This is a genomic window from Mesorhizobium caraganae, assembly GCF_016836705.1.
In the GTDB taxonomy this organism is placed as follows: domain Bacteria; phylum Pseudomonadota; class Alphaproteobacteria; order Rhizobiales; family Rhizobiaceae; genus Mesorhizobium; species Mesorhizobium caraganae.
Genome location: NZ_JAFCGY010000007.1, coordinates 97006 through 119433 on the forward strand (window position 1 = coordinate 97006; position 22428 = coordinate 119433).

Genomic DNA, 22428 nt, shown 5'->3' on the forward strand with positions numbered 1-22428 from the left:
GATAGATCAGATGAAAACCGTAACAGGACTGTTTGACACATACGCCGACGCCAATGATGCCGTTAGCGAGCTCGTGGTCACAGGTGTGCCGCGCGATGACATCAGCATAGTGGCCAACAACGCAACCGGATGGCACAAGGGCGACGAAAGCGAAGCCGGCGAGGACGCAGCTACTGGGGCTGGCGTAGGCGCCGTTATTGGCGGCGCAGGCGGTCTGGCAACCGGCCTTGGCTTGATGGCCATCCCCGGGGTCGGACCAGTCGTTGCAGCAGGGTGGCTGGCCGCCACCGCCGTGGGCGCGTTGGGCGGCGCCGTGGTTGGCGGTGCTGCTGGCGGCATCGTCGGCGCGATGACGAACGCTGGCGTGCCGGAAAGCGACGCCCATGTTTATGCGGAGGGCGTTCGTCGCGGCGGGACGATGGTCACGGCTAGAGTCGAGGACGACCTCGTTCCGAATGCCGAACAAATCCTCAAGCAATATAATTCGGTCGACGTCGCCGGCAGACGCAACGAATATGAAGCTGGCGGTTGGACCGGTTTCGACCCCAACGCCGACGTTTACACCGGTGAAGACATGCAGCGGGATAAACGTGGACGCGATCTTTGATCGGAACTCTCAGGGTGGTTAAAGCCGCCCTGCTTCTTTCAGACCTGGTGGAGCGTCTGAGGCTCGTTGACCTTTGCAATCTGGCCCTTGTTCACAAGCCTCAAAAAAAGGCGCCGTCTGAACGTCACGAGTTGAGTTGAACAGTTCCTGCAACCAGGGCGGACAGGTCCACAGCTCGGCCTAGTCGATAATAGGAGGTTCATCAACCGGCTAGCCTTGCGCTGTGCAAGCGCTTTTTTGAGAGCCATTGCGGCAGCGTCGCATGCCGGTTTGGACGGTCCTACAGGTTTAGAATGACCTTGGCCGACTTCTCGGACAAACCGGCCTCCATGCGAATTCGCCTGCAGGGTATTGCCCCGACCGCTCCTGTGACCTTCTGCCCTGCATTGCCCCTTCCTCGACCATCAGAGAGCGGGTCGGCGCCCATGAAACCCGCGCGCATTGGGCGAACGTCAAGATGAGACTTCGGCGTCGGCTTGATGCAGTTCGTGTCCAACACGACAATCGATCACACCGTCTCATGGTTAACAAATGAGGTGGAAATCGGCCCTGTTCTCGCGCATTTTCCACCACAGCACTCTTTGCGTCGGAAACAAAGGAGGCTGTTTTGAAAAAGCGAAGTGTGGACAAAGAAAAGTTCGAACGGGCCGACCGCGAAGCAAAAAAGGTTCTCTATGCCGAGCGTCAAGCACGGGATGCGAAGACCGCGCGATTGAGGGATTTGCGCCTGGGCAAAGATCGTGACCAGAGCGGAATCCATGGCGCCAGTTGAGGTCGTAGGCCAAACTCACGCGGCATCGACTTTCTCGATCGCTTGGCAATGATATCTCTCTGAGGCAGGCAAAGCCGACGCAGGGACGGCAGGCGAACGCGCACTTAAGCCGTTACCCAAGTGCGATCGGTCGTTACAAACGGCTCTCTGATCGATAGCCGAGCCCGTGGATCCTGGCGAGATCGACACTGGCGATGGAGCCTTAAAGTGAGGACACGTCGGTATGGCGATGTTGACCGGCCGTCCTGTCGATTTCGAACGCATAGAGTCGCGGAGCCGACAACGAATCTCAAAGGTCGCGATGCGCTGCCAAGCCCCCGGGGCCCAACCCCTATGTCCCTGCCCGCTTCTCTGGCTGCGACCGCCCTCGGCGGAAATCCTGCAGAGCTTCGCATGCGGATGGAACAAATTACCTCCATGCAAATTCGTATTAGACGTAGCTGAATTACTCAAGCGAGGAGGAAATGATGGGATTCTTCGGCAGATATTTTTCGGGGCTCCTTGGGAAAAAACAACAACCGGAAAAGCGCAGCGGCGACATGCGTAAGGCGACTGGCGCCGGCCCTGCCTCGGCAGCTCACTCGAAGGACGCAAAAAGTAAAGCTCCGACCGGGCAAAATCCGGAGGCAGCGAGGAAGAAAGCCGATGGCTGACGAGGGTATCTCAACGAGAATCTCGCGTCCCCGCGGCCACAAGGTTTGAATCCCATGCGAGCCGTCCCCGTGCCCGGTACGGTGGCCTTCGGAGACCTCGGGGGGGTCGAGCCCCTGAGCCGGAAATTTGGCGGCGATCGCGGCATGCCGCTTGACCGTTACTACATCGAGAGTTTCCTGCAGCGCCATGCACAGGATATCCGTGGCCGTGTCGCGGAAATCGGCGACAATGTCTACACGCTCCGTTTTGGCCTGGAGCGGGTTGTGACTTCCGACATTATCGACTCGCCAGAGAGTGCAAATCCTCACGCCACAATGCGTATCGATCTTCAGGACGTGAATGCCGTGGAGGGCGGGCGCCTTGACTGCATCATCGTGACCCAGACGCTGCACATGATCTACGACGTGCGAGGTGCACTTGCTACGGTTCATCGCGCCTTGGCACCTGCAGGGGTGGTGTTGGCCACGGTACCGGGCATCACTTCCATTGACGCCCATGACGGACCAGAAAAGTGGTTCTGGGCCATGACCCAGAGTGCTGCACGACGGCTGTTTGAGGAAAGGTTTGGCTCAGCCGGAGTAGAGGTACAGCAATTTGGCAATGTTCTGGCCGCTACCGCCTTTCTGCAGGGCCTCGCTTTCGAGGAAATCGATCGCGCAAGCCTCGACGTTGTGGATCCCCTGTACCCTGTCATTACCGGGATCAGGGCAACCAAATTCTGACTACTTGAAGTCAGGGAACGGAGTGGAGGCGGGCCTTGTCGGTACGAGATCCTAGCAACTGCCGGAAAATCTGGCTGGTCATGATCGCCGACTGGCGGATGTCGAAGCAGGCTTGCGCTCGCCTCACGCTGGCACTAGCCATCGACTTCAGCCTAGCCGGGTTGGATAACAAGGCGAGCGCCGCCAAGGCCACGCCCTCCCAGTCACCAGGATATTCCGAAACGATACCGGGCCATTCGGTGGTGCCCACAAGAATTCCGGTCTCGCCTGTGGCGACAATTTCCGGTACGCCGCCGACGCCGATCGCCACCACCGGCACACCCGACGCCATGGCCTCCAGGATGGTGAGCGGCATCGCATCTGCGCGCGAAGTATGCATAAGCAAATCAAGTGCCGGATAAATCCGATGTGGTTCGCGCGCAAGCCCAATCATATGAATGCGCGACTCCAGCCCCGCGCGTCGTGCGGTAGCGACGAGATCCTTCTCCATTAACCCGGTCCCAACCATTGTGAAATGTACTTCGGGCCGCCTTTGCAGAATGTACTCGGCTGCCTTGAGGAATTTGTCGGGGCCTTTTTCCCAGGCAAGCCTGCCAACGAAACCAATCAGCAAATCGGCGGGACCTACGTCGATCGTTCGGCGGAACTCCGCGGGGTCAGCGGACATGGGATGATACATTGCGAGGTCGACGCCGTTGGGAACAAGGCTTACGCGTTCAGGCGCCAACCCGACAGCAAGTGCCTGTGACCAGGCTTCACGGCACACCACAATGGTGTGGCTCCCGGTTGTGCGCGCAACACTGATTTCCTGCGGATGAAGGCTCATGCCGTGCAACGTGGCTACGGTCGGGGTCCCGCAAAGGCGCCCGGCCATTGCCGCAACGGTATGCGCATTCATCAGGTGAGCGTGGAGCAAGTCGACGCCAGTTTCGCGGACCAGTGTGCAAATCAGTTCGACCGTCCGCCAAGGCGGATCGTCACGGAGGGGCGCAATATAGACGTCTCGCCCTTCGGACCGTAGCAACACGGTATAAGGGCTCTCGAATGGACACAGGAGAGAGACTTTGAACTCGTTCGATGGTAGGTTTGCAGCCAGGTTGCGCACATAGTTTTCCATGCCGCCGACTATGGCGTTTCCCAAGACCTCTAGGACATGCGTGCGCTCATCAGTCTGGCCGCCTGGCAGTACCCGCGGTGTCCGGGTCATCACTTTCCTCCTTGGGACAGGCCTGGCTTCAGCCAGTCCATTGCAGTTTCTGACATGATCGCATTTCGGTCCTCGATTGCCACGTCGAGCTGATCGAGAATTGCCATAACCTCTTCTATTGCCGCGCGAATATGAGCACCACTGCACGGCAAAAAGCGGTCGCTGCCGAATTGCAGCGAGCGTGGGCCGATCACGTCAATTGCCTTGCGAAAGACCTCCTCGCGGTAGATGGGAGGTGGCCCAAATGACAGGTCGAAGCGGAACTGGCTCGCGGCCGGGTCGACGCCATTTATCCGATCGATAACGCCGACTGCGTTGGCTTCGTCACACCATGGCCAGCCAAGGTGAGCCAAGGTGACGCGAAGGCCGGGATGATCACGAACCGCCTCGTAGAAGGAGGGACGGCAAAACCGTCCCGAGCGGCCATCAACGAAGATTCCACTGTGGAACAAGATGGGGAAATCGAGCTTTGCCGCGACTGCGTACACGCGATGAGCGCACTCATCATACGGATACCAACCGGTCGGAACCATCTTCAACGCGCAAATACCGGGAAGCGCGGCGGCCTCCTCAAGATCGTCGGCTGATTGCGGATGGAGCGGATTGACAACCGCGAACCCTACGAGCCGATCCGAGTGGCCTTTGACAAGGTCGGAAAGGTAGCGGTTGCCAGCGCGCAACGACTCCCGGTCATCAAGCGAATAGGGCGGTGTCAGGAACGGTGCCAGCAGGAAGGCGATGTCTACGCCAGCATCGTCAAGCGTCTGCAGCACATCTGCCGCCGTTTCTCGGCCCGACGTATGAAGGTGTGCATCGACAATCATTGGCGCCTCCTCGCCGACAACTTACGGAGGCGGTGCCCGTTCCAGCCATAACGAGAAATCGTGGTGCCTCAAAAGTCTGGTTAAGAAAGACAAAATTCCGCGTCGCCGTGGAACCCGAACTGCGGACGGAGCTTGATCCACCATAAGCTAACCCTAATGCGGATCGTTGCAATGGATCATACTGTATCCAACCCACTGCTCGTGCCTTTGGATAACCCCCTTCTGATATGTTTTTCCCATTTGCGGTGGGACTTTGTTTTTCAACGCCCGCAGCATTTGATGACGCGCGCCGCGGCAGACTACACCGTGGTGTTCTTCGAAGAACCCGTCTTCGAGACCGTCCCGAGCCCTCTCCTCCGTCGCAAGACGGTTGCGCCAGGCCTGGAAGTTACGACGCCGATACTCCCGCACCTTGTGTCCGGAATTGAGGTCGATAGAGCCATCGCCATTCTGCTTGAGAATCTCGTGGCGGGCATCGAGCACGACCACTTGGTGACATGGTACTACACGCCCATGGCCCTGAAGTTCACGACGGCGCTGCACGAGGATGTCTGCGTCTACGACTGCATGGACGAACTTTCTGCCTTCAAAAACGCACCTCCCGAACTTACGCGACTGGAGGAGCAACTCTTCAGCAAGGCCGACGTCGTGTTCACGGGCGGCATGAGCCTTTACGAGTCCAAGCGCACACGGCATCACTCCGTCTATGCATTTCCAAGCAGCATTGACACGGCACACTTCCATCAAGCGCGCCGCCCTCAGGCAGACCCCGCAGACCAGCAGACCATTGCCCATCCCCGCGTAGGCTTCTTCGGAGTCATCGACGAGCGGTTCGACATCGACCTGATGGCTCGAACCGTTGCAGCGATGCCTACGGTCCAGTTCGTCACGATCGGTCCAGTGGTCAAGATCGACCCGGCCACGCTACCCGCCGGCCCAAACATTCATTGGTTGGGCGCTAAGCGGTATGCCGAATTGCCCAGATACATGGCCGGCTGGGACGTAGGCTGGATGCCTTTCGCCTTGAACGATGCCACTCGGTATATCAGTCCGACGAAGACGCCTGAGTTCCTAGCCGGCGGACTGCCCGTCGTCTCGACTGCCATCGTCGATGTGGTGCAAACCTACGGTCGTCGCGGACTCGTCGAGATTGCTGATACAGGCTCAATGCCAGCCGCCCTCAGCACCGCTCTATGCAAAGGTTGTAGTGAAACGGCCAGGGTCGACGCGTTCCTCTCGGAAATGTCCTGGGACTCGACCTGGAGCGCCATGCAGGATTTGCTCAAGTCCGCGAAGGTTTTGCGCCTTCCCAAATTTAGCCGGATGGTCGACCATGTTTGATTGGCTTGTCGTCGGCGCGGGCTTCGCCGGAAGCGTTTTGGCAGAGCGCCTTGCCAGTCAGCGCGGAGAGACCGTGCTGGTCGTCGACCGTCGCAGTCACATCGGCGGCAACGCTTTCGATTGGTACGATGAAGCCGGCATTCTGGTGCATCGCTATGGGCCGCATATCTTTCACACCAATGCTGAAGCCATTGTCGCCTACCTCTCCCAATTCACGGCATGGCGCCCTTATGAGCACCGCGTTCTTGCCAAGGTAGACGGTCAGCTTGTGCCAATCCCCATCAACCTCAACACAATCAATCGTCTCTACGGCCTTGACCTCACCTCCGAGCAAATGGAGCAGTTTCTGGCCGAACGCAGGGAAAGCGTGGAGGAAATCCGCACCGCCGAGGACGTGGTCGTGGGAACTGTGGGACGCGAACTCTACGAAAAGTTCTTCCAAGGCTATACGCGAAAACAGTGGGGGATCGACCCCTCGCAGCTGAGCAAGTCAGTGACGGCGCGCGTGCCGACTCGAACCAATCGCGATGACAGGTATTTCGCCGACGCGTTCCAGAGCATGCCGGCCGGTGGCTATACACGCATGTTTCAACGGATGCTGTCCCATCGCAATATCAAGGTGATGCTGCAAACGGACTACCGCGAGGTCCGAGAGGTCATCCCGTATCGGCGCCTCATCTATACCGGTCCAATCGATGAATTCTTTGACTTCAGGCTGGGAAAATTGCCGTACCGGTCTTTGCGCTTCGAGCACGTCACGCTCGACAGGCGACGGTTCCAACCGGTCGCGGTCGTCAACTACCCGCAGACCGAGGCCTTCACCAGGGTCACGGAGTACAAGCATATTACGGGGCAGCGGCATCCACAAACCAGTCTGACGTACGAATATCCGACGGATGACGGCGATCCCTATTATCCGGTGCCCCGGCCGGAGAATGAAGTGCTTTATAAGCGATATGAGGCACTCGCTGCTCAGCAAACCGACGCGGTCTTTGTTGGTCGGCTGGCAACCTATCGATACTACAATATGGACCAAGTGATTGGTCAGGCGCTGACCGCTTTCAATCGCATCCAGAAGACGGGTACGCCGGGGCTGTCCCTCGCCAGAGGTGCGGCGGGGTAGTCATGGTGGAGGTCTGGGGCGGCGTTGAATGCAGCGTGGTTCGTGTCGGCAATACGCTGCGCGATCAGCTCGCCGAAACCGGGCACTCAAAACGCATCGAGGATTTGAATCTGGTCGCTTCCCTCGGCATCAAAACGCTTCGATACCCTGCGTTGTGGGAGCACGTCGAGGCTGTTGAGGGCAAGGATGACTGGGGATGGCTGGAGGAGCGGTTCGAACGGATGCGCCAACTCGGCATCAGTCCAATTGCGGCCCTTATCCACCATGGAAGCGGGCCAACCTGGACCTCCATTCTCGCGCCCGATTTTGCCGATCGTCTCGCGGCGTTTGCAGGTCGGCTCGCACGTCGGTACCCGTGGATAAGGACTTTCACGCCGATTAACGAACCGATGACGACAGCTCGCCTCAGCGGTCTTTATGGATTTTGGCAACCGCACCGCGCGGACGAGCCAAGTTGTTTCCGGCTTCTGGTCGCCCAATGCCGAGCGATCGCAAAGGCAATGTCGGCCATCCGCAAGATTGTCCCCGAAGCCCGCCTTATGCAGACGGAGGATTTCGGAAAGATATTTGCGACGCCGGAGCTTGCATACCAGGCCGATTATGAGAACGGCCGGCGATGGCTATCGCTGGATCTGCTTTGTGGGCGTGTCGGTCCGCGCCATCCGTTCCACGAACGGCTTATTAGCGCTGATATCGATCCCGCCCATCTGGCAGAGCTGGAGGCCGGGCCCTGCCCTCCGGACCTAATCGGCCTCGATTACTACCTCACCAGCGACCGGTTCCTCGATCATCGCGTCGAACGACATCTTCGGGAAGCTGTAGGGGGCAACGGCATCGAATCGTATGTCGATATTGCTGCTTTCCGTGCCGGCCTACCGGCCCCCGAAGTTGGATTTGGCCCGCGCCTGCGCGAGGTGTGGCGCCGCTACGCGCTGCCGATGGTAATCGGAGAAGCGCACAATGCCAGCACCCGTGAGGAACAGCTGCGATGGTTCATGGAGGGATGGCAGGCTGCCTGCGAATGCGCCGCTGAGGGTATCGACGTGCGCGCCGTCACGGCCTGGTCACTGTTCGGTGCTGTGGATTGGAATTCCATGATGATGCGCGAGGATGGATACTATGAATGCGGCGTGTTTGACATCAGAGCGGATTCTCCGCGCAGAACAATTCTAGCCAACGCCATTTCAGCTCTGGTGGACACGCAATCGTTCGGCCATCCCGTGCTTGCACAGAGCGGCTGGTGGCGTGCGCCGCGAAAAGGGTTGGGGAGATCGCCCATGATCCAGCTGCGAGGATTTGACCTGCAGCTGTCGATCCTTGGAGAGTGTTGTAGCCGCCGCAGACTTCCAGCGAAAGCGGCGCCGCTGCGGGCAGGGTTGGCAGACTCGTGGGCCGAGCTAAGCGTGGGCTGGAACGGACGCGGTTCTCGCCCTGTCTTGTTTGCTAGCTATGGCGAGGGCACGACTTTTTCACTCGAAGTACCTGATGATATGGATTGGGTTGCCGCCTGCAATGCATTCCTCGACCTGGTGATCGACGGCCTTGCCGGCGACCATGAACTGGTTGCGGCAGATCGCGACAACCAGTACCGGCTTGCCGATCGCTCCGCCGAACATGCCACGGCGCTGGCGCGTTAGGGCTGAAACACGCCGTTCGGCGCAAGCCGGTATCGTTCTAGCGGCGTCATAACCTCTCGACGACGCCAAGCCCTCGGTCGTGGGGAACGGCCGCCAGCTAGCGCGGACCTCGTTCCATACTCAGGAAGGTCGGATCGAATTGGGCGATCGCCTGGAGGCGCGCCCAGTCGACGATCGTCAACGACTGATCAGCCCAGGTGATCGCGCCGAGCTTGCGAAGGTCGCCCACGATGCGGTTCATATGAACGACCGACAATCGTAACACGTCTGCGAGTTCGGCCTGCGTCAGCCGCAAACGGAAATACGCCGGTTGTCCGAATCACCACCTTCAACCGAACGTAGAGTTCGCAAATCAGATGGGCCAGATGGGAAATCTTCGACCGTCGCCCCATAGCGACGATCCATTCCCGGTGGATTGCTCCGTCGACCAGCGTGTCCAACCAGAGAGTCGCGTGAGATGTGGCGCCGTCTCCGTGACCTTTCGCAGCAGACTATGATCTGCAAAAACCACACGACAGGTCGACAGGGCGATAATCCCGTGGTCCATGGTTTTGAGCAGGAGAGCGTGGAGATCGACAAAGTCGCCCGGCACCTGAAGCGCATGAATTGTCGGCCGCCATCCTCCAGCACTTTGTAGCGCGCTGCCAGTCCCTCGACCAGCAGGGTACTATAGGTCGGATCCCGCAGATACCAGATCCTGGCCGATGGCGAAATCACGTCCGATTGAGATCGTCTGGGTTAATAAAGCCCGTTCGGCATCTGAGACAACATCGTGCTGTTCAAGCCGCAAAAAAGAGATTCAAGCATCAGCGCCTCGAGGCATAGGAGATGAGGCGCCAACCGCCTTGGCGGATCAAGCGAGAAGAGCTGCAAGTCCGCCATTTCTCAGGGAGGCCAGCATATCTGACGTAATTTATACCAAAACGCCAGCAGCGACGGAACCACGATTCATCGAGGAGATTTAGAACATGACGTGCCGGGATTTCTCAATGAACCGATATTTCTTCGACGTCTATAACAGCGACGGTCTGGTTCTCGACGAAGACGGCCAATTTTTCGAGTCGCGCGATCGCGCTCGAGGAGAGGCCTTGCGCATCCTGCACGATGTTGCGCGCGATGAAATGCCTGACCGTGACCTGGTAAAAATCACGGTTAAGGTCAGAAGTGACAACGGAGCCCAGATGTTTGAAGCGTCGCTCATCTTGACGACCGGCTGGAGCGCATCGCCGTTCGTCGAGCCAAATAGGTAAACAAGGGCCGGGGACAAATGCGCCATCGCACCATTTAATCGCATCTACCGGGGAGTGTGGGCCCGCCGTTCGCCCCCTCTTCCGAACCTCCACTTGACGTGGTTGACGTACGAAGGCGATGTTCGAAAGGCCGAATTGTATCCTCAACGAGGGGGTCCTTCTTACGAGCAAAGTCCATAAGGACACCCTGAGCGGTTTCGGCATCGACATCGCCAGTCAGCGCGGCCTTGCAAGCCGGACACAGGATTGCGAGTTATTTCAATAAATGAAAATCGCGGGAACGGATTTGACCCCGTCGCGTAAGGGTCAAATGAGCACACGCGGCATCAACTTCCTGGATCGCTGGATCGCCAGCAACATCCCAGAGACGGCAACGGCCGACGCCGTTTCCGTGAGCGAACTCACCCACAAGCTTTTCGCCGATGCGAAGGCGCTCGGGATCAAGCGCGAAGAGATCGATGAGGAAGTTTCCAGCCTCTATCGAACGTTGGTGGACGCGATAGTTCACTTTGACCCGGGAGTGTCCGAATGAGTGAGCGAGCTGTTCGATTCCTGCATCGGTGGGTGGAAAGAAACGATGTTCTCAACGCACGTTCCGTTGACGACGTGTCGCTCCTTGATCTCGCGACGCGCCTGTTCCTTGACTCAAAGGCGGCTGGGATCAGTGAAAGCGAAATAGTCGAAAGCTGGGATGATATTCGTCAAGGTCTCGTCGATATCATGGTCCGACGCAACCTGGCGCGCCCAACATTGCACTAGACCCATGACCAGCGTCTGGTCGCATATTTTTTGGTCGGCATCTTGGTGGCACTGGTGGTGTTGTGGTCCATCAGGTTGTAGGAGACCAGCAATCGGTCGGGACAAACCCGGCATGTTTGAGAAGCAGGTGCGCGAGCGGATCATGGCACTGTCGAGATCGCACGATTTGTTGGTCTCTACTGACTGGAAGGGTGCCACTATTTCCGAACTGCTCCTGGCCCAGGCCGTCCCCCTTCTGCCGGGAAGACGCAATTGCAATGGCAGGTCTCCCCGTCCTTCTCAGTCCTAATGCTGTCCAACAAATCGGCGTTGCATTCCACGAACTTTGCACGACTCCGCCAAGTATGGGTGTTGTTCGGCCATGAAAGCAACATCGCAGTCTCATGGGAGATAGTCAGGGAGCAGCCATAAAACACTTAGATTGAGGTGGGCAGAGCAGGATGGACCTGAGATCGAAACGATCGGCAAAAACGGCTTCGGCAGTGTCGTGCTTAGACGCGTCGCCCCGCAGGCATTCGGCGGGACAGCCGATCTGAAGTACGGCACAAATACTGTGATTTGGGCGCCGCCATCTTTCGCCGGGGGTCCCTGTTCGATAGGACGCAACGGCACCAACGGGAATCAAGGCCTTTTGAGCGTCAATCGCGCCGACGTCGGGCGTCAGTGTCTTTCCGCCTCGGCGTTGTGCGATGGCTCGTTCGGCAACGCCCGCGGTTTGGCGCTCGCCATGCCATCGTTTTTCCGGCCATGGTCGCCTCGCGAATATTGCCCTTGGGCGTCCTTTTCCACCTGCTTGCTGGGTGCATCTTTCTCTTCGGCCACTTTTCATCCTCCGCTGCGATTTCGACACGTGCTTGAAGCGACATAAGCAAAAGCAGCTTGGCTACGCCCCGCGTTTAAGAAGAAGCCGGGCCTCCCGCAGGATCGATCCGCGATCCATTCTGACCACGGAGACTATCTGTCGTATCTGCTCCTCCGTTACACCGCATTCGCACGCGAGCGCGCCGTTGGCCTTCGCGTTTGATGCCTGGCGTCGGGATTTCTTCGTCAGTCACGACTGCTTCCTTCAGCTTGAGACAACCCCCTCCGGCTGCTTGCTGCCGGATGGGGAGGAAGCTGCCCATTAAAGCTTGACGCTCGCTTCCCGCGCCCACAGTCGCAGTTTGCGGCACGCCTCGATGTAGATTTCCACTGCATCCCCATCAGCCAAAGGAATGAGTCCTTCATCTACAGCTGGCTCGACCCCTGCCTTCGCCAGGAGTGGCACCGCTCCGGTTGAAAACCCGATGAATTTGCAATGGGCGAAAGCATCCGCCACGAAATCCCGGGCTGCCGATTCTCTGGTTAGCAATTCGGCACCTTCTTCGGTGAGCAATAGCGCCACCGCGTCGAACAGCACGGACGGGCCGCCGTCGATCATATGCTTGGCGATAATCATGGTGCCATCGTCGCACTGCACCCCGCCAACCTTCAGGGCAATGACTTCCATCGTGGCCCCTTCCTTTTCGATCGTAGCCTGCAACGCTTTGAACAGGGCGGCCTCGATACCGTTGCTCACCAACACGCCCACCTTGCGGCCCTCGAAACTGTCGGGGCAATTTTCGACGATGCTTAACGCCGGTGACGGCTCCAGATCCTTTCGCGGCGCAATCGCTGCATCCGCTGCTTTTGGCAGATCGGCAATGCCGAGTTTATCGGCCACGGTCGATGCCAAGCCTTCGTCGATGTTGAGGAGATGGGCAATCATTCGCTCGCGAATGACCGGCGTTTCAACCTTGCTCAGCTCGAAGGTCAATGCCATCGCAATATGGCGCTGCTCGGTCGGCGTCTGGCTGTTAAAGAACTGGCTTGCCTGACTGTAGTGATCGGCGAAGCTCTCGGGGCGCAGCCTGACTTTTTGACCTCCCTCGGCGTCGGCAAACGTACGGAAGCCGCGATCCGGCGATTCCCGTGGGCCCTCGCCGAACGAATTCGGCTGATAGTTGGCACGACCAGCTGGGCTGCGCATCGCCATATGCCCGTCCTGCTGGAAATGATGGAATGGGCATTTCGGAGAATTGATAGGCAGATGGCTGAAATTGGGACTGCCCAAGCGCTTCAGCTGAGTGTCGAGATATGAAAAATTCCGGCCCTGCAGAAGCGGATCGTTGCTGAAGTCGATGCCCGGCGGCACATTTTGCGTCATGAACGCCACCTGTTCGGTCTCGGCAAAGAAGTTGTCGGGCATACGGTCGAGGACGAGCCGGCCGACGGGGATGGGCGGTAGAAGCTCTTCCGGGATCAGCTTGGTCGGATCGAGCACATCGAAATCGAAGCTGTCGGCAAACTCCTGGTCGAAGAGTTGCAGGCATAGCTCCCATTCCGGGAAAGCGCCCGACTGGATTGCGTTCCAGAGGTCCCGGCGGTGAAAGTCCGGATCGGCTCCGTTGATTTTAACGGCCTCGTTCCAGACCACCGACTGCATGCCAAGTTTCGGCTTCCAAATGAACTTGACGAATGTAGATTCATCAGCGGCGTTCAGCATCCGGAAGGTGTGCACGCCGAACCCCTGCATGAATCGGAACGAACGGGGGATCGCGCGGTCCGACATCACCCACATGATCATGTGCATGGATTCGGGCGTCAGGCTGATGAAATCCCAGAACGTATCGTGCGCAGACTGGGCCTGGGGAAAATCGCGATCGGGCTCAGGTTTGACGGAGTGAACGACATCGGGAAATTTGATTGCATCCTGGATGAAGAACACCGGGATATTGTTGCCCACGATGTCCCAGTTGCCTTCCTGGGTGTAGAGCTTGACCGCGAACCCGCGCACGTCGCGCGCGAGATCGAATGAGCCCTTGCTGCCGGCAACTGTCGAGAAGCGCACGAAGGCTGGCGTCTTTTCACCTGCGCGTTGGAAGATGTCGGCGCGCGTATATTTCGACAGCGATTCATACGTCTCGAAAAAGCCATGGGCGCCGTAACCGCGTGCATGGACGACACGCTCGGGAATGCGCTCGTGGTCGAAGTGGAAAATCTTTTCGCGGAAGTGGAAGTCCTCAATGAGCGTCGGGCCCCGCGCGCCGATCTTGAGGGTATTCTGGTCGTCAGCGATTGGGCCGCCCTGGGCAGTGGTCAGAATGTCGGTTTTGCTGTTCGCAACCTGGTGCAGTTCTCCGCCCTCCCCCCGGACAAGGGACTGGTCGTGAATCGTAGCGACGTTGGGATCGGCTGCCTTGCGCGCCATGCGGCTCTCCTTTGGGCTTGCTCTGGAAATAAGCTGCTCAGCAACCTGCGGAGCGGCTACTTGTTCCCCGGAACTGTGAAGAAGGCTTTCTTTTCCGCTTTGAGCGCGGTGGTATTCACGCCGAAGTCCGGCGCCGCCTTCGCGCTTTGCCCGACCGAGGCGGAGCGCCCTTGCGCTGGTCTAGCCTGACAGCATTACACCAGGCTCGTCCATTGAGGCGTCTGCGTCCTGCGAGGCAAGCTGCGCACTGTTTCGAATGACATCAGCGGAACTTGCCGTGGCTAACAGATTACCCAGTCATAGACCTTGGTGACTGACCCGAATGCATCACCACCTGTGGGCGCAGCCGCCTTGAGGGCGGCATTTGCTAGTTCGGCTGCCTTTGAGCTGGCAAGGTCGCTGCTGGCCAACACCTCCTCTACTGTCGTGGTTTGATCGAACGCGGTGGTCTCGAAGCGGAATTTGGGCATGGGGCACCTCCTGTTCCCATGCAATGTCCGTCTCCGCGTTGCTTTCCAAGGACGCTCGCCGCGCCCGTTAAGGTCGAGCAACCAGGAGATACAACCATGGCGACCAAACAAGGGAAGAAGGACAACCGCCTCTCGGAGAGGCAAGCGATGCATCTGGCGGAAACCACCGATGTTTCAATACGGCAAGCCAAGGTCCTCGTTGAGAAACACGGCAGGGCAAAGGGCAAAAAGGAAGCAAAAAATTTCAAGGCGGACAGTTGAGTTGACGCGCAGGATCGACACTGACCGGGACGCTCGCGCCAAAAGAGTTGCTCAAGAGGTGATCAACGTTGAACGCACCGCCCGGGAGGCGAAGACAGCAAAGTTGCGAGAAGCACGCTTGGCACATGAGGGAGCTAATCCGCTATCAAAGACCAAGTCTCTCGCCACAAAGGCGGCCAAGCGATCCGGGTGAAATGAGCTTGGATCTGGCCCGCGCTCCAACAAGACGCGGGCCGACCAAGTTTGCCCTTGATAAGACGCCCCCCGGATCGGACGCCGCGATCTCTTCGAGAGTGTAGCCGCCAGAAATAAGAGGCTCGGCGCTTACGCTCATTAGCTGCTGCGACGGGCTTTTCATTTTGGCGCCTCGTGGGCAGCGCCTCCGGAACCATTTCCTGTCGGCTATCGTTGGGTCATTCGGAGGGGATTTCTAAAATGGTTGAGGAAATCGGCAAGTCGTCGGACCTGGTCGTCCTGGCCGTCCGACGTTTGGCGAAAGAAACCGGTATCACCGAAGCGCAGGCGGCCGAGCTTGTCAGCTTCCTTGGGCCGCACAATTGGCCCTCGCTTCTGCGCGAAGCGCGTATACTCAAGAAGTCCTAAAGCCGCACAACCTTTATCGAGATGCAGGCGAATGCGCTGGCTTTCCGCAAAGACAAGGGCATACCATTCTCGGTCAAATGAGCGGCTAATTCCCTGGTGTTCCTCAACCACGCGGACGAACCGCAGCTTCGGTCACTCAAATGCAGGGTGCGACTTTGCCGGTCGGCGTCATCCATAGTACGGAATCGGACGAAACGGCAATGCGGGGGAACGAGAATGCAAATCGGATGTTTTTTGAATAAATCGGATGTTTTTTGAATAATGATGTCAGCTGGGAGGTTAGCATGCAAATCCGAGTTAGGCCGGCGAAACGAGAAGGCTCATCTCGCACAATTTTCCATCGATCGCTATTTGCCGAAGACGTTAAGCCCGGGAAAGCGGAGGCTTGTGTCGTCTTGTCGATTGATACAGGCGGCATTTACCCCGACGGCTCCCCCTATAAATACGAGCTTGAGTTCACAGCCGAAGAACTCCGTGCGCTTATCGATGTTGCAACTGGTCACGCACCTTCTACAGGCATTGAAATCGGCAGCAGCGGTTCCGCCACGCATACCGAGAGCGGCGAAACCGCGTCGCCAATCTTACGATGACTTCCGCTCACCTGTGCCCCGGCAGCTCCAGAGGTTGGACGCCTTACCGGTCAAGCATTGTTGTTGCACCGAGCCTAAAGCTCTCACCGTTTTCGGAGGGACATATGCCACGTCGCGCAGTTTCTTGTCTGCCAAAATGACCTATAGATGCCCGACTTGCGAAGCATCCATCGAAAACTCGTTCATGGTTTAAGGGCATCAAATCGTTCAAGTGTGCGAGCTGGATGACATTTATCCGTCTCCGGACAGCGGCTGGTTGAACCGGATCCGGTCATCAGAGAGGATAATACCCTCCAGGATCTCGCGCCGGTCTTCGAGGTCCATAGCCCGCAGATCAAGAGCGTTGAGGTGGAGCAAATCGAAGGCGACGCAATAGAGGTCGTGCTGGCGGCGGGTGATCGCCTTGCGCAACGCCTGATAGTCGGAAAGTCCAGCTTCGTTGAGCACGACTATTTCACGTCGATGATGGCGCGCTCCGGTACTTGCTGTCGCGCCGCTTCGAAACCATGCCCTCGATGCCGGCTTCGTCAATCAAATGAAAGATTGCCTTGGCGGCGCTCTCGAAACCGAGCCGTTTCGCCGCGCTGGCCAAGTCGCGATATTTCGCCGTCCAGTCATGACCGTTGCGCGTGAAAATGCGGACGTCGTGATCGATAATGATCTGGGAGCGATAGCCGTTGAACTTGACCTCGTGAATCCATTCGTCGCCTTCAGGGGGCTTCTCGACAAGGGTCTCGACAAAGACGCATGAACACGCCCACACCCGACGATTCAATAGATTAAGCTAAAATGGTTCCCGTCTGGAAACCAAAATTACCTTGCGACGTTGTGGGCTCACAACGATCGGGAGGTCAGGCCGTGGGCAACTTTCTACCGCTGTCCATCAAGCTGGTGGACGGAAAAGCCATAAGTGTGTCGTCAATCTGCGCGGCCGAGGTTGCACTTCAAGGTCAATGGCGAAACAAGGCGGCGGCGCCTTACAAGGACGCGTGCCGGCTAATCGCCGCTGCCAAAGACGGCAGTTGCAACCCAGCTATCGCTTTCGCGGCGTTCAAGGCCGCCGCTATCGACCAGCGTCTATTGCTGCCCGCTGCCAAGAGTGCTGCACTCAAAATGCTGGATGACGTTAGCGGAGACTTACAGACGTGACGGAGCTGTCAGATCTAAGCCCGCCAAGCCCTGGCAAGCACTACGCCAGTCGATGAGGGCGGCTTTTTCTACAACTGCCCACACTGCGGCCCAGTTGGTCGACCAGCGCGATGCTCGCCAGGTGTTATCATGAAGGCCCTGGGCACGAGCCGCTTGAGCCCGAGCCCGAAGGAAAGGTCATCGAATTCCGACGCGGAAAGATTAGCCAGACTAGTGACGGGAACCTTTCGTCCGCGTCCAAGTTCGTCGCCCATGCCGCATTATTTTTTCGATTTCTGGGAAGACGGAAACCTGATCGCTGACGATGAGGGTACCGATGCGCCGGATTTCGAAACGGCAAAAGATGAAGCTGTCGTCGACCTTGCGGAATTGATGAAAGAGATTTTAACGGCTGGCGGATCTCACTAGCTAAGCTCATCTTGCGCGATGAGAACGGTGAAGAGTTGCTGGAACTGGCGCTAAATTACCAGGAGAAGATCTTGACGAAAATCTTTGACGTTGGACCCTCTAATCACCATGGGCCAAAGTCGAACGGTGACGATCGTTTCTACGTTTGCTCTGTTTGCGGCCAAGAGGTCGACCAACGCGACATTCGGCAAGTGTTGTGGCACGCGCAACCGGATCACGAACCCCTTGAATTGGATCGATGAAATGGCCAACCCTAAGCCGAAAACTAGCAGCGATCCGACATCTGACCTTTGCCCCTACGACCTTGCCTTCTTTATGGAAAAGCACGGGCTGTCGAAAGATGCGGCGGGAGTGATCCTGCACACCAACGGCCCGTCGCGACAACGATGCGACTATGCGGCGGAGGCGTTCCTGCGTTTCAAGCTTATGCGCGAGACGCGAGCGAAGCCGCCGGCTCCAAGCATCAAATGAAAACCCCGCCGACCGGAGTCAGCGGGGATTTCGAATGCTGATCGTAGACCGCCACCCCTCCAGCTAACAGCCTTCCGTGGTGGTTTTGATCTGACCTGGGGCTGCGGACTTGGCGCTGGTGTCCTGCTGGCCAGGAGCCGCCTGCTTTGCACTTCCACTCTGTTGGCCCGGCGCACAATCCTTTGCTGAGTTGGAGTTGGTCGACTTCGTTGTGGTCGAATCCATGCTGTTATCTGTCGTCGGCATGGTTGTGGTTGTGGTGGAGGTGCCACTCGTGGTGGAGGAGCCACTCGACGATGTCCCCGTCGTCCCAGCGAGAGCGAGACCGGTGCAAAGAACCATCATGGCAGTACCAATAAGAAGCCGTTTCATCCTTCATCTCCTGATGACAAGGCAATGTCCCTTCGATCCGACAACATGGGCGGGAAGGATCGGTTCCCATCCGTTGATTGTTTAGCGGAGCAAGGCCAGGCGCGGACATGAACTGCCCGTGGCCCTAATCTTGGTGAACAGCACAGACCCGTTTCGTCCTAAAAAAGGATCTTCAGGAGCGAGGCATTCTTGCTGCGGAAGACGAACAGATGACCCGAGTGTCAATGATCGTGGAATCGGGACCCTGGCTTTTCGCGCAAAAGGGACCCCGGTATTGGGGGTGTTGAGGGCACGCCGGTAAGCGCCCGATCAAGCGAAGCTAGTCGGGGTTGCACAGCCTGATCGGGCGCGACTGATTTGCTTTCGGACTTCAGCTTTGAGAGCGGCTCTTGAAGCGCCAGGATTTGTTGCCAGTTTCGGCGATCTCGCAGTGATGGGTGAGGCGGTCGAGCAGAGCGGTTGTCATCTTGGCGTCGCCGAAGACGCTCGGCCATTCCCCGAAGGTGAGATTGGTGGTGATGATGACGCTGGTGCGTTCGTAAAGCTTCGAGACCAGATGGAAGAGCAACTGCCCGCTGGCCTGGGCGAAGGGAAGATAGCCGAGTTCATCGAAGACGACGAAGTCGAACCGGGTAAGATGATCGGCGATGCGGCCCTGCCGGCCGGCACGGGTCTCGGTCTCGAGCCTGTTGACGAGGTCGACGACGTTGAAGAAGCGCCTGTGTGCGCCGTTGCGGATGAGAGAACGGGCAATGGCGATCGCCAGATGCGACTTGCCGGTGCCTGTCCCGCCGACCAGGACGACATTGCGCTGATCGGCGACGAAGGCACCGGCGGCGAGGGCGCGGATCAGGCTCTCGTTGACCGGCGTCCCAGACCGTGCGCTCGCCCTGTTCAGGATGCCGATGTGCCTTGGCATAGGCAACGCATTTGTCAGCCAGCCAGCCAGCCGTTGAGATCCTCCAGCGTCTTGAAGCGCAGCCTCGGTGTGAAGAAGCGCTCGCGCACCAGCCCGACCCGGTTCTCGACTTGCCCCTTCTCCCAGCCGGCCGCTGGTGTGCAGGCCTCCGGCTCGACAAGGCAATGCCCGCATCTGCGCAAAGCGGCGGTTGTAGCGGCGATCCCTGCCGATGGAGATCGCGTCCACCGCCGTCTCCATGTTGTCGTAGATGCCGCGCGTGCAGGCGCCGCGGAAGAAGCCGAACGCCCGGTCGTGGGCGTCGAACACCATCTCCTGCGTTTCGCGCGGATAGGCCCGGACGAAGACATACGGCTGTGGCAAAGCCGCATGTGCGCCACCTTCACCGTTACCGTCACGCCGTCGAGCAGAACGATCTCGTGGCTCCAGTCGAACTGGTAGGCCTCGCCCGGCGCAAAGCTCAACGGAATGTAGGCTTCGGCCGCGGCGCTGCCGCGATCCGCCTCCCAACCTTGAGCATGCCGCCACACCGAACTGTAGCTGCCGTCATAGCCGAGGCCGCGAAGCTCCTCGAAGATGCGGATCAGTGTCAGCCGCTCCCGCAGAGACTTGGCCGAATTCGCCGATAGCAGCCGATCCAACTCGTCACGCCATCGCCCATCCGGGGATAAGGCTGTGCTTGCGCTCGTAGCGGACCTCTGTTGCCTCGGAACGCAAAACCCTGCGCACCACCTTCCAGGAGATCTTCAGCTCCCGGCAGATCGCCTTGATCGACTTTCCCTGCACCAGCGACAGCCGGCGTATCTTTGCAATCGTCTCCACAACCAACATCCAAAACACAAATGCCTCCGATCAACTGGAGGCATCTTGATGACCCCATCGTTAAGGGGTCCCGTTTGGATGAAAATCACCCCTCAAACAGGGTCCTCATTCCATGAAAAATCACATCGGTGGAAATATCTTGTGTTGCCGGGTCAGTTCTCAGTGGCAATCAACAAACAGGGAGTCTATCGAATTGAATACCTGCATAGCATGATCGGCAGCGATGCTTTTAGCTGAGCGTCGCCCAGGAGAGGCTCCATCGACAAAGCCTATGGAAGCTCCGAGAGCCTCGCTGGGCCAACCCCTCACCGCTGCGATCCCTGCCGTTGGTCACTCGCATAGTTTTGCCTGTGACAAGGTCATTCGAATCTCAAGCCCAGTGCTCGTAAAGTGCCGCGAGAAGCTCCCACCAAGGGCGCTGACGGTTGCTCGCGTCAAGCGGCTGCCAAACCCCTCACGCTCCGGTTCCTCCGGGCCCGGAGTTCCCCCAGCTTCATGCCATGTAATGTTAACATCGTCAGCCCTGAGGGAGCACTCAACGCGTACCTGACCAGTGGGATTCGACAGAGCGCCATACTTGAGCGCGTTCGTCGCAAACTCATGAAAGAGCAAAGCGACGTTCGTGACCGCTGTCCGGCCCAGCGGAATGTCGGGTCCCGCTACAACGATCCGACAATCTACGCCCTCGCCGGCAAGATAGGGCCTCGTTACTTCCAGGGCGAGCGCATGCAACGTCGCAATGCCATGGGAGTCAGGTTCCACGGCTGTCGACAGAGTCAACGCGTGCGCCCGGGCGAGGGCCAGGAACTTCCCCTGGAGATTCGAAACCAGATCGGGAACCGAGGCCGCGTCCCGGGCGCTCAGATTGAGCAGACCGCCGGCTAAAGCGAACAGGTTCTTGACCCGGTGATTCATCTCGCCGAGCAACAGATCCTTCTGCGCTTCGGCGCGCCGTCGATCGGAAATGTCGCGTGCGATTTTCGAAGCTCCGACGATCTGACCAGTCGAATCCACGATTGGTGAGACAGAAAGCGAGACATCGACGAAACTGCCATCCTTTTTCCGCCGGACGGTTTCGTAATGATCGATCTGTTCGCCGCGCCGAATTCGGCCGAGAAGCTCCGGCTCCTCGTCCTGCCGGTCGCTCGGGATAAGGATGGTGACCGGCTTTCCGATGACCTCGTCTTCTGAATAGCCGTAGAGACGCTCGGCGCCACGGTTCCAGGTTGTGATGACGCCGTTAATGTCCTTGGAGAGGATCGCATCATCGGAAGACGCAACGATCGCAGCCAGTCGCTGACTGGTGAGTTCGGCCAATTTGCGCCCCCTAATGTCAGCCAGCATATTGACGGCGCCAACCAGGTATCCTGCCTCGTCAAACAAGGGCGTGGGATAGGCGAGAAAGGAAACGCGTGTGCCGTCGGGCCGCTCTGCCACCGCCTCCTGACCGTGGATTGCCCTTCGCTCTTTCAGAGCGATCGCCATGGGGCATTCATTATGTGGCAGAGGTCTCCCATCGGGCCAATAGAGCTTCCAGGAGCCGCAAAACTCGTTCCGGCCAATTTCAGGTCGCACGCCCCACATCTCGGTCGCGGGATCGTTGTAGAACGTAATCCTGCCCGCGGCATCTGTCGTATAGATTGCGGCCGGCAAGGAGCGCAGGATCTGCTCGAGCCATTTGACCCTGCCACCTCGCGTTTCCGCTGCGTGCACTGGTGGCGAAATGTCCCGCAGGACACCTACCGCTCCAACCCTGCGTCCACCGTGGTCCTTCAGCGGTTCAACGCTAACAAGGGCCGTGATTCGACTTCCATCGGGTCGCTCCATCCGGACGCGCTCGTCGCGGCATCCATGCCCAGTGGCAAGCGCCACTGCCATAGGGCTCTCTGCGTGAGAGATCGGTCGGTCGTCGAGGCCAAGAAGTCGGCAAGAGCCACAGTGTCGCTCTTCCGGATTTCCCAACCGGGGCTCGCGGCCCCAGAGTTCGGCAGCCGCGCGATTGAACCGGATAATCTGCCCGTTCAGGTTACACACGTACACGCCAGCGGGCAGGCTATCGATCAGAGCGTCGTTGTCTACCAGTTCCGAAAGTTGGAGTGGGACGTCTTCTGGAACTATTTTGCCAAGTGACGGCATGGCTACCTCCGGATCTAACTCCTATCCGGGCGCTGCGGCCGCTCGGGTATCTCCGCCTCTGAATGCCAGCAGACACCTGACCTTACTACCAGCAAGATTAGT

Annotated in this window: 25 protein-coding genes and 3 pseudogenes; 17 read left to right on the forward strand and 11 right to left on the reverse strand. The window is 58.4% G+C overall.

All coding sequences use genetic code 11. The features are described 5' to 3' along the window. The first annotated feature begins 10 nt into the window (after positions 1-10). The 4 genes from JQK88_RS16025 to JQK88_RS16040 all read left to right on the forward strand — a co-directional run bounded on the left by JQK88_RS16025 (position 11) and on the right by JQK88_RS16040 (position 2755). The gene (locus JQK88_RS16025; RefSeq protein ID WP_192255735.1) at positions 11-607 is read left to right on the forward strand and encodes a general stress protein; all 597 of its coding nucleotides are present in this window, start codon (positions 11-13) and stop codon (positions 605-607) included. Positions 608-1214: 607 nt separating this feature from the next. Next, the gene (locus tag JQK88_RS16030) at positions 1215-1379 is read left to right on the forward strand and encodes a hypothetical protein (protein WP_192255734.1); all 165 of its coding nucleotides are present in this window, start codon (positions 1215-1217) and stop codon (positions 1377-1379) included. Positions 1380-1843: 464 nt separating this feature from the next. Further along, positions 1844-2032: a hypothetical protein gene (locus JQK88_RS16035; RefSeq protein ID WP_246749845.1), complete on the forward strand. Its 189-nt coding sequence runs from the start codon at positions 1844-1846 to the stop codon at positions 2030-2032. Between the two features lie 144 nt (positions 2033-2176). Beyond that, on the forward strand, positions 2177-2755 hold the full coding sequence (locus JQK88_RS16040) for a methyltransferase domain-containing protein (protein WP_192255732.1): 579 nt from the start codon (positions 2177-2179) through the stop codon (positions 2753-2755). 10 nt (positions 2756-2765) lie between these two features. On the opposite strand, the gene JQK88_RS16045 is transcribed toward JQK88_RS16040, so the two are convergent. Together JQK88_RS16045 and JQK88_RS16050 are read right to left on the reverse strand one after the other, a co-directional pair. Continuing rightward, positions 2766-3962 carry a glycosyltransferase family 4 protein gene (locus tag JQK88_RS16045; RefSeq protein ID WP_192255730.1) on the reverse strand — a complete coding sequence of 399 codons (1197 nt, stop codon included), beginning with the start codon at positions 3960-3962 and terminating at the stop codon, positions 2766-2768. Further along, positions 3962-4786, reverse strand: a complete 825-nt coding sequence (locus JQK88_RS16050) for an amidohydrolase family protein (protein ID WP_203278821.1) — start codon at positions 4784-4786, stop codon at positions 3962-3964. Before JQK88_RS16050 ends, JQK88_RS16045 begins: the two co-directional genes overlap by 1 nt. A gap of 171 nt (positions 4787-4957) precedes the next feature. On the opposite strand from JQK88_RS16050, the gene JQK88_RS16055 reads away from it, so the two are divergent. The 3 genes from JQK88_RS16055 to JQK88_RS16065 are packed head-to-tail and all read left to right on the forward strand — an operon-like array spanning position 4958 to position 8887. Beyond that, a complete protein-coding gene (locus tag JQK88_RS16055; protein ID WP_246749846.1) occupies positions 4958-6127 on the forward strand; it encodes a glycosyltransferase family protein in 1170 nt (389 codons plus the stop codon). Then, positions 6120-7250 carry a UDP-galactopyranose mutase gene (gene glf / locus JQK88_RS16060; protein WP_192255724.1) on the forward strand — a complete coding sequence of 377 codons (1131 nt, stop codon included), beginning with the start codon at positions 6120-6122 and terminating at the stop codon, positions 7248-7250. Before JQK88_RS16055 ends, glf begins: the two co-directional genes overlap by 8 nt. Positions 7251-7252: 2 nt before the next feature. Next, on the forward strand, positions 7253-8887 hold the full coding sequence (locus tag JQK88_RS16065) for a glycoside hydrolase family 1 protein (RefSeq protein WP_203278822.1): 1635 nt from the start codon (positions 7253-7255) through the stop codon (positions 8885-8887). Between the two features lie 97 nt (positions 8888-8984). Here JQK88_RS16065 and JQK88_RS16070 read toward each other — a convergent pair. Continuing rightward, positions 8985-9694, reverse strand: a pseudogene (locus tag JQK88_RS16070) (Crp/Fnr family transcriptional regulator). 182 nt (positions 9695-9876) lie between these two features. Here JQK88_RS16070 and JQK88_RS16075 point away from each other — a divergent pair. The 4 genes from JQK88_RS16075 (at position 9877) to JQK88_RS36125 (ending at position 11185) form a co-directional block, all read left to right on the forward strand. Beyond that, positions 9877-10137 (forward strand): DUF6894 family protein, encoded by a 261-nt coding sequence (locus tag JQK88_RS16075; protein WP_192255720.1) that lies wholly within the window; start codon positions 9877-9879, stop codon positions 10135-10137. Between the two features lie 310 nt (positions 10138-10447). Next, the gene (locus tag JQK88_RS16080) at positions 10448-10669 is read left to right on the forward strand and encodes a DUF768 domain-containing protein (RefSeq protein WP_192255718.1); all 222 of its coding nucleotides are present in this window, start codon (positions 10448-10450) and stop codon (positions 10667-10669) included. Next, the gene (locus JQK88_RS16085) at positions 10666-10896 is read left to right on the forward strand and encodes a DUF768 domain-containing protein (RefSeq protein ID WP_192255716.1); all 231 of its coding nucleotides are present in this window, start codon (positions 10666-10668) and stop codon (positions 10894-10896) included. The genes JQK88_RS16080 and JQK88_RS16085 overlap by 4 nt, the downstream gene beginning before the upstream one ends. 112 nt (positions 10897-11008) lie before the next feature. Continuing rightward, entirely contained in the window at positions 11009-11185 is a 177-nt protein-coding gene (locus JQK88_RS36125; protein WP_281401919.1) for an HWE histidine kinase domain-containing protein, read from the forward strand. Between the two features lie 371 nt (positions 11186-11556). Here JQK88_RS36125 and JQK88_RS36130 read toward each other — a convergent pair whose 3' ends face one another. From JQK88_RS36130 to JQK88_RS16100, 3 genes are all read right to left on the reverse strand, one after another. Further along, the gene (locus JQK88_RS36130) at positions 11557-11718 is read right to left on the reverse strand and encodes a hypothetical protein (protein ID WP_246749847.1); all 162 of its coding nucleotides are present in this window, start codon (positions 11716-11718) and stop codon (positions 11557-11559) included. 301 nt (positions 11719-12019) lie between these two features. Further along, on the reverse strand, positions 12020-14125 hold the full coding sequence (katE, locus tag JQK88_RS16095) for a catalase (RefSeq protein ID WP_203278823.1): 2106 nt from the start codon (positions 14123-14125) through the stop codon (positions 12020-12022). Between the two features lie 281 nt (positions 14126-14406). Continuing rightward, entirely contained in the window at positions 14407-14595 is a 189-nt protein-coding gene (locus tag JQK88_RS16100; protein ID WP_203278824.1) for a hypothetical protein, read from the reverse strand. Between the two features lie 96 nt (positions 14596-14691). On the opposite strand from JQK88_RS16100, the gene JQK88_RS16105 reads away from it, so the two are divergent. The 3 genes from JQK88_RS16105 to JQK88_RS16115 all read left to right on the forward strand — a co-directional run bounded on the left by JQK88_RS16105 (position 14692) and on the right by JQK88_RS16115 (position 16049). Beyond that, entirely contained in the window at positions 14692-14856 is a 165-nt protein-coding gene (locus JQK88_RS16105; RefSeq protein WP_192255711.1) for a hypothetical protein, read from the forward strand. A 435-nt stretch (positions 14857-15291) separates the two neighbouring features. Beyond that, positions 15292-15459 carry a hypothetical protein gene (locus tag JQK88_RS16110; RefSeq protein ID WP_192255709.1) on the forward strand — a complete coding sequence of 56 codons (168 nt, stop codon included), beginning with the start codon at positions 15292-15294 and terminating at the stop codon, positions 15457-15459. Between the two features lie 395 nt (positions 15460-15854). Continuing rightward, positions 15855-16049: a hypothetical protein gene (locus JQK88_RS16115; RefSeq protein WP_203278825.1), complete on the forward strand. Its 195-nt coding sequence runs from the start codon at positions 15855-15857 to the stop codon at positions 16047-16049. Between the two features lie 231 nt (positions 16050-16280). Here JQK88_RS16115 and JQK88_RS16120 read toward each other — a convergent pair whose 3' ends face one another. Further along, positions 16281-16496: a DNA ligase-like domain-containing protein gene (locus JQK88_RS16120; RefSeq protein ID WP_246501713.1), complete on the reverse strand. Its 216-nt coding sequence runs from the start codon at positions 16494-16496 to the stop codon at positions 16281-16283. Between the two features lie 7 nt (positions 16497-16503). After that, on the reverse strand, positions 16504-16812 hold the full coding sequence (locus JQK88_RS16125) for an ATP-dependent DNA ligase (RefSeq protein WP_192255705.1): 309 nt from the start codon (positions 16810-16812) through the stop codon (positions 16504-16506). A gap of 95 nt (positions 16813-16907) precedes the next feature. Between JQK88_RS16125 and JQK88_RS16130 the strand changes: the two genes are divergently transcribed. The 3 genes from JQK88_RS16130 to JQK88_RS16140 all read left to right on the forward strand — a co-directional run bounded on the left by JQK88_RS16130 (position 16908) and on the right by JQK88_RS16140 (position 18077). Further along, positions 16908-17198 (forward strand): DUF982 domain-containing protein, encoded by a 291-nt coding sequence (locus tag JQK88_RS16130; protein ID WP_192255703.1) that lies wholly within the window; start codon positions 16908-16910, stop codon positions 17196-17198. 129 nt (positions 17199-17327) lie between these two features. Continuing rightward, entirely contained in the window at positions 17328-17606 is a 279-nt protein-coding gene (locus tag JQK88_RS16135; protein WP_203278826.1) for a DUF6894 family protein, read from the forward strand. Positions 17607-17732: 126 nt separating this feature from the next. Then, on the forward strand, positions 17733-18077 hold the full coding sequence (locus tag JQK88_RS16140; protein ID WP_246749848.1) for a hypothetical protein: 345 nt from the start codon (positions 17733-17735) through the stop codon (positions 18075-18077). A 742-nt stretch (positions 18078-18819) separates the two neighbouring features. On the opposite strand, the pseudogene istB reads toward JQK88_RS16140, so the two are convergent. The 3 genes and pseudogenes from istB to JQK88_RS16155 all read right to left on the reverse strand — a co-directional run. Then, positions 18820-19332: pseudogene (istB, locus tag JQK88_RS16145) on the reverse strand (IS21-like element helper ATPase IstB); the annotation flags it as partial. Next, positions 19304-20199 (reverse strand): annotated as a pseudogene (istA, locus tag JQK88_RS16150) (IS21 family transposase); the annotation flags it as partial. The pseudogenes istB and istA, both read right to left, overlap by 29 nt. Before the next feature lie 321 nt (positions 20200-20520). After that, positions 20521-22326 carry a PAS domain S-box protein gene (locus JQK88_RS16155; RefSeq protein WP_203278827.1) on the reverse strand — a complete coding sequence of 602 codons (1806 nt, stop codon included), beginning with the start codon at positions 22324-22326 and terminating at the stop codon, positions 20521-20523. Between the last annotated feature and the right edge of the window lie 102 nt (positions 22327-22428).

Bases quoted from the DNA above. Each gene is read 5' to 3' on its own strand.
- JQK88_RS16135 (WP_203278826.1), top strand. From the start codon at position 17,328: ATGAAGGCCCTGGGCACGAGCCGCTTGAGCCCGAGCCCGAAGGAAAGG.
- JQK88_RS16105 (WP_192255711.1), top strand. From the start codon at position 14,692: ATGGCGACCAAACAAGGGAAGAAGGACAACCGCCTCTCGGAGAGGCAA.
- JQK88_RS16045 (WP_192255730.1), bottom strand. From the start codon at position 3,962: ATGACCCGGACACCGCGGGTACTGCCAGGCGGCCAGACTGATGAGCGC.
- JQK88_RS36125 (WP_281401919.1), top strand. From the start codon at position 11,009: ATGTTTGAGAAGCAGGTGCGCGAGCGGATCATGGCACTGTCGAGATCG.
- JQK88_RS16100 (WP_203278824.1), bottom strand. From the start codon at position 14,595: ATGCCCAAATTCCGCTTCGAGACCACCGCGTTCGATCAAACCACGACA.
- JQK88_RS16025 (WP_192255735.1), top strand. From the start codon at position 11: ATGAAAACCGTAACAGGACTGTTTGACACATACGCCGACGCCAATGAT.
- JQK88_RS16035 (WP_246749845.1), top strand. From the start codon at position 1,844: ATGATGGGATTCTTCGGCAGATATTTTTCGGGGCTCCTTGGGAAAAAA.
- JQK88_RS16040 (WP_192255732.1), top strand. From the start codon at position 2,177: ATGCCGCTTGACCGTTACTACATCGAGAGTTTCCTGCAGCGCCATGCA.
- JQK88_RS16075 (WP_192255720.1), top strand. From the start codon at position 9,877: ATGAACCGATATTTCTTCGACGTCTATAACAGCGACGGTCTGGTTCTC.
- JQK88_RS16080 (WP_192255718.1), top strand. From the start codon at position 10,448: ATGAGCACACGCGGCATCAACTTCCTGGATCGCTGGATCGCCAGCAAC.
- JQK88_RS16065 (WP_203278822.1), top strand. From the start codon at position 7,253: ATGGTGGAGGTCTGGGGCGGCGTTGAATGCAGCGTGGTTCGTGTCGGC.
- JQK88_RS16085 (WP_192255716.1), top strand. From the start codon at position 10,666: ATGAGTGAGCGAGCTGTTCGATTCCTGCATCGGTGGGTGGAAAGAAAC.
- JQK88_RS16055 (WP_246749846.1), top strand. From the start codon at position 4,958: ATGGATCATACTGTATCCAACCCACTGCTCGTGCCTTTGGATAACCCC.
- katE (WP_203278823.1), bottom strand. From the start codon at position 14,125: ATGGCGCGCAAGGCAGCCGATCCCAACGTCGCTACGATTCACGACCAG.
- JQK88_RS16110 (WP_192255709.1), top strand. From the start codon at position 15,292: ATGGTTGAGGAAATCGGCAAGTCGTCGGACCTGGTCGTCCTGGCCGTC.
- JQK88_RS16050 (WP_203278821.1), bottom strand. From the start codon at position 4,786: ATGATTGTCGATGCACACCTTCATACGTCGGGCCGAGAAACGGCGGCA.
- glf (WP_192255724.1), top strand. From the start codon at position 6,120: ATGTTTGATTGGCTTGTCGTCGGCGCGGGCTTCGCCGGAAGCGTTTTG.
- JQK88_RS16155 (WP_203278827.1), bottom strand. From the start codon at position 22,326: ATGCCGTCACTTGGCAAAATAGTTCCAGAAGACGTCCCACTCCAACTT.